Annotated in this window: 1 protein-coding gene and 2 pseudogenes; all 3 read left to right on the forward strand. The window is 72.3% G+C overall.

What is annotated here, in order from left to right; all coding sequences use genetic code 11:
- A pseudogene (locus FNH08_RS43735) lies at positions 1 to 1,291 on the forward strand (hypothetical protein); the annotation flags it as partial.
- Between the two features lie 180 nt (positions 1,292 to 1,471).
- A complete protein-coding gene (locus FNH08_RS43740) occupies positions 1,472 to 3,217 on the forward strand; it encodes a serine/threonine-protein kinase (protein ID WP_152777069.1) in 1,746 nt (581 codons plus the stop codon).
- 170 nt (positions 3,218 to 3,387) lie between these two features.
- Positions 3,388 to 5,157, forward strand: a pseudogene (locus tag FNH08_RS43745) (serine/threonine-protein kinase).
- The last annotated feature ends 204 nt before the right edge of the window (positions 5,158 to 5,361 follow it).

Consider the following 5,361-nt stretch of genomic DNA (forward strand, 5'->3'; position numbering starts at 1 on the left):
GCGTGGGCCCGCCACCGCGTTGGCCGCCGAGCGTGCCCGGCAGGCGCGGATGGCGGTCGTGGGTCCCGTCACCGAGCGGTGGGCGCCGGAGCAGGCCGGGCCGGTGCACGAGAACTGGCAGTTGGCGGCGCCGATCGGGCCCTCGACCGACCTGTGGGCGCTCGGGGCGCTGCTGTTCCGGGCCGTGCAGGGGCACGCGCCCTACCCGGAGGAGAACACCGCCGAGCTGGTGCAGATGGTGTGCTCGGAGCCGCCCGCGTTCGCGGAGGAGTGCGGGCCGCTGCGGCCGGTCGTCGAGTCGCTGTTGCGTCAGGACCCCACCGAGCGGCTGGACTACGAGGAACTGCGCGGCTGGCTGCGCTCGCTCGTGCGGTCGGCGCCGGAGCCCGAGGCCGGCGCGCACGTGATAGCGGTACCACCCGCCGACCCGAAACGGCTGCCGATCGTACGGCGCCGGGGCGAGCTCGTCCGCAGGCGCCGCGCGGGACTGCCCGCTACCAGTGCCCGCCACCGGCGCGCCAAGCGGGAACGGCCGTCCGGGCCGCCCAAGCCCCGCAGGCTCGGGCGGAACCTCCTCCTGGTGATACTGCTCGCGCTGGCCGCGGCGATCGCGTACGCCATGGTGTTCATGCCCAAGGCCGGTCCGAGCGACAACACCAGCACGGGCAACAGCCCCGACACCGGCCGGACGGGCGCCGCCGGGAACGTCAGCTCCGCTCCCGAGGCCAGCAGCGAGCCACGGCCCGACCAGACCTCGCCCTCCGACGGGGACAAGAGCCCGTCCGGAGCGCCTGACTCGTCCGGTTCGGACAAGGAGCAGAGCAACGCCCCGGACGTCGCCCAGGGATTCACCCTGCGCAAGGACGCCGAGGGCTTCCAGGTCGCCGTCGCGCGCGGCTGGGACCGCACGCCCAAGAACGGGCGCGGCCAGGTCGTGTACGCGCAGGGCAACTTCCAGCTCATCGTCGTCCCCGGCCGCGACAGCACGAGCACGTTCGGCAGCGATCCGCTGGCGTACCAGCGGGAGGACGAGCGGGAGCTCCAGCCGTTCCGCGACTCGACCTGGGCCACCTCCAGCGGGATGCGGCTCATCGAGGTCGGCGGGCGGCGCATGGCCGAGGGGCAGTTCACCTGGCAGGACTCCACGGGGCGCGAGATCTTCGTACGGAACCTCGCGATCCTCGTCGACGGCCGGTACCACGTGGTGCAGTTGCGCGGCCCGGAGGCCGAACGCGACGAGGTGACACGGCTGTACGAGCAGGCGTCGGCGACGTACCGGGTGACCAACTGAGCGTGACGGACCGCGCGTGACGGCCCGAGCTGACGGAATCGTTCGACGGAACGGTTCCCGTCCGTCACGACAAGCGAGAACCGTCACAGAGCGGTATCTGTGTCACCCCGCCCTTTCCCTGCACGGGAGCCCCTCTCTACTCTGATGTTGTCAAGACCATTGCGGGGCAACGTGAATCAGATGCAGGGCCTGCTCCTCGCGGGCCGCTACCGGCTCGTCGACACGATCGGCAGCGGCGGCATGGGCCGCGTGTGGCGTGCGCGTGACGAGGTGTTGCACCGGGCTGTCGCGGTCAAGGAGCTGACGGCGGCCCTCTACGTCACGGACAGTGAGCGGGGCAGACTCTTCGCGCGGACCGACGCCGAGGCGCGGGCCGCCGCGCGGATCAACCACTCGGCCGTCGTCACGGTGCACGACGTGCTGGACCACGACAACCGGCCCTGGATCGTGATGGAGCTGGTCGAGGGCGCCTCGCTCGCCGACGCGGTCAAGGAGCGCGAACGTGTCGACTCGCAGGAGGCGGCCCGGATCGGGCTGTGGGTGCTGCGCGCGCTCAGCGCCGCCCACGACGCCGGGGTGCTGCACCGCGATGTGAAGCCGGGGAACGTGCTCCTCGCCGAGGACGGGCGGGTCCTGCTCACCGACTTCGGGATCGCCCAGGTCGAGGGCGACACGACCATCACGAAGACCGGGGAGATCGTCGGCTCGGTCGACTACATCGCGCCCGAGCGGGTCCGCGGCCAGGACCCCGGACGCGCCTCCGACCTGTGGGCGCTGGGCGCCACGCTCTACACGGCGGTGGAGGGCAAGTCGCCGTTCCGCCGCACCACTCCGCTCACCACCATGCAGGCCGTGGTCGACGAGGACCCCGCCGAGCCGGCCCACGCGGGTCCGCTCGGGCCCGTGATCACGGCACTGCTGCGCAAGGATCCCGCCGAGCGGCCCGGCATGGCGGAGACGGAGCAGATGCTCGCCGAGGCGGCGGAGGGGCGTTGGCCGCTCGGGGCACAGGCGTACGTGCCGACCACCCATCATGTGGCCACCCGCCATGGAGCCACGCACCACGGAGCCACCCCCTACGGGACGAACGGGCACACGGCTCCAGGGCACACGGCTCCAGGGCACATAGCTCCAGGCCACACAGCTCCAGGCCACACAGCCCCAGGTCACTCCTACGGTGCCGACACCCCCGTGTCAGGTCACTACAGCCTGTCCCAGCCCCCGATGGCCACCGGCACCGGCACCGGCACCGCCACCGGCACTCCACCCCCGCCCGGGAACGGGAAGCGCAGGCGCGGCCGTACCTTCGTCCTGGTCGTGGCCCTGGCCGCCCTCATCGGCGGAGGCACCGCGGTCGTTCTCCAGAAGTGGGACGAGCAGTCGCGGAACGGGGCGTCCGCCACGCCGAGTTCCAGCCCCAGCGCGTCACAGAGCCCCAAGGACGACGCGGACGGCACCCTCCCCGACGGCTGGGTGCGCCGCACCGACCCCGCGGGATTCAGCCTCCCCCTTCCGGACAAGACGTGGAAGCGCCAGGTCTTCGACGCCAACCAGACCGACTACACCCCCGACGGCGGCGAGCACTTCATCCGCATCGCCGTCGACGACTCACCCGACTTCGACGACCCGAAGCTGCACCAGATCGACCTGGAAGAGCAGATCTCGCAGCGGCTGGTCGACTACGAGCGGGTGACCATGGAGGTCAACACCTACCGCGACCGCAGGGGTTCCCTGTGGGAGTACACGTGGACGGCGCTGGCCAAGGACACGCCGTTCCCCGGGCCGCGTCGCGCCATCGAGGAGACGTACATCGCCCGTGACGGCGTCGAGTACGCCATCTACATGTCCGCCCCGGCGGAGGACTGGGCCACCGCGCGCAAGCAGTTCGACACGATACTGCGCGGCTGGCGTCCGGCCGGGCAGTAGCCCGCGCACGGTCACGGACGCCACCCGCCCACCGCCCGTCCGCCGCCCGTCCACCGCGCGTCCGCCGTGTCGGGACGCCCGCCGTCCGCGCGCCGTGGGTACGTCGCTTGTCGGCCACCCCGGCGCACGACCCCGGAAGGGCTCCGTCCGCGTGCGGCATGATGGGGCGCATGGGGACCGAGGGGGACAACTTCCGTGTCATAGCGGACCGTTACCGCCTGGAGGCGAGGATCGGCCGGGGCGGCATGGGTGTCGTCTGGCGGGCGACCGACCAGCTCCTCGGCCGGCAGGTGGCGGTCAAGGAACTCATCCTCGACCCCTCCCTCGACGAGGAGGAGACCCGGCGGCAGCGCGAGCGCACCCTGCGTGAGGCCCGTGCGGTGGCGCAGCTCAGCCACCCCCACATCATCGTCGTCCACGATGTCGTCGAGCACGACGAACGCCCGTACCTCGTCATGGAGCTGATCGACGGGGGCTCGCTCACGGAGCGGGTCGCGGCCGGCGGGCCGGTGGAGGCGCGCGAGGCCGCCCGGATCGGCATCGACCTGCTCGGTGCGCTGCGGCGCGCCCATGACGCCGGGGTCCTGCACCGCGACCTCAAGCCCGCGAACGTCCTGGTGGAGGCGGGCACCGACCGCGTGGTCCTCACCGACTTCGGCATCGCCCAGGTCTCGGGCGCGACGACGCTCACCGAGACCGGGTCGTTCGTCGGCTCGCCCGAGTACACCGCGCCCGAGCGGATGTCCGGGGCCAGGACCGGGCCGGAGTCGGACCTGTGGTCGCTGGGGGCGTTGCTGTGCGCCGTGCTGAGCGGTGAGTCGCCGTTCCGGCGCGACTCGCTGGGCGGGATCCTGCACGCGGTCGTCACCGACGAGATTCGTCCGCCCGCGCAGGCCGCGCCGCTCCTGCCGGTCATCCGCGGACTGCTGGAACGGGACCCGGACCGGCGGCTGGACGCCCTGGAGGCAGAGCGGCTGCTGCGGGCGTTCCGGGAGACGGGCCGTACGCCCCCGGTGTCGGCGGGGTACACGCCGACGCGACGGGACGGACCCCGGCCCTCCGCACACTCGGACCACACGCGGGATGCCCAAGTGTCCGCCACCCCGCAGGACGCCCAGGACCCCTCGCGGCTGTCCGCCGTCGGCGCACCCGGCAGGGCGGCCGAGCGCCCCCTGCGGCACCCCACGCGGGGCGTGCTGGTCGCTGCCGCGCTGGTGGCCGCGATGGCGGGCGCCGGGGTCTCGGCGGCGGCCCTGCTCATGAGGGAGGGCGGCAACGGGATCGGTACGCCGACGAGTTCGGCGCCGAGCACGCCGGGGAGCTCGACGGCGAGCACACCTTCGCCGACGCCTACGGACACGACCTCGCCTACGGACACGACCTCGCCTACGGACACGACCTCGCCTACGGACACGACCTCGCCTACGGACACGACCTCGCCCACGGACACCACCACGCCCACGGACACCACCACGCCGTCGCCGGGGCCCTACTCACCGTGACGTCCTGGTAGCATGATGCGATCGTTCCGTGAGCCCTTGAAGGCACGAACCGGCTTGGCCGGGGAGACGGTTGTACGTGGTGTAGACCGGATCGACGTCGCCAGGACTCTCCTGGCGTGGGGTCTTGTCACCGGTCCCGCACCGCATGGCGGTCTGGCCGTCACGTGGTGGATGCGACCCGTGACCGTCCTGTCGTAGGGGGCAGTCGGGAGCACGACGAGGCGTGAAGGACTGAGCCCAAAGCTCGGTCGCATCACGGCCGAGAAGGTGACCTGGGACGGGTTCAGCGCGGCGCAGGGGCCGCGGCACACGTACGACCTGTGCTGGGAGCAGGACGGGAGGCTGTACGACGTGTGGGTGTCGGCGCCGGTCGGGAAGGTCAGCGAGGCGAAGGAGTACTTCGACGTGGCGGTGGACACCTTCGTCACGGGTCTGTGACTGGAAAGCGACGGGGGTGGCTGACGAAGCGCTTGCCGCGATAGAGATGGACGCATGAGCAGCAACGGGGGATCCCCTTACGGGCCCGACGAACCGACGAGTTTCGGACTGCAACCGCCGCAGCCGGGTGTGCCGTACCCGGGGAACCCGTACGCGCAGCCGGCGCAGGCCGCACCCGCCCAAGCCCCGGCACCCGCCCAGGCC

It is taken from the genome of Streptomyces spongiae (assembly GCF_009377185.1).
GTDB lineage: Bacteria > Actinomycetota > Actinomycetes > Streptomycetales > Streptomycetaceae > Streptomyces > Streptomyces spongiae.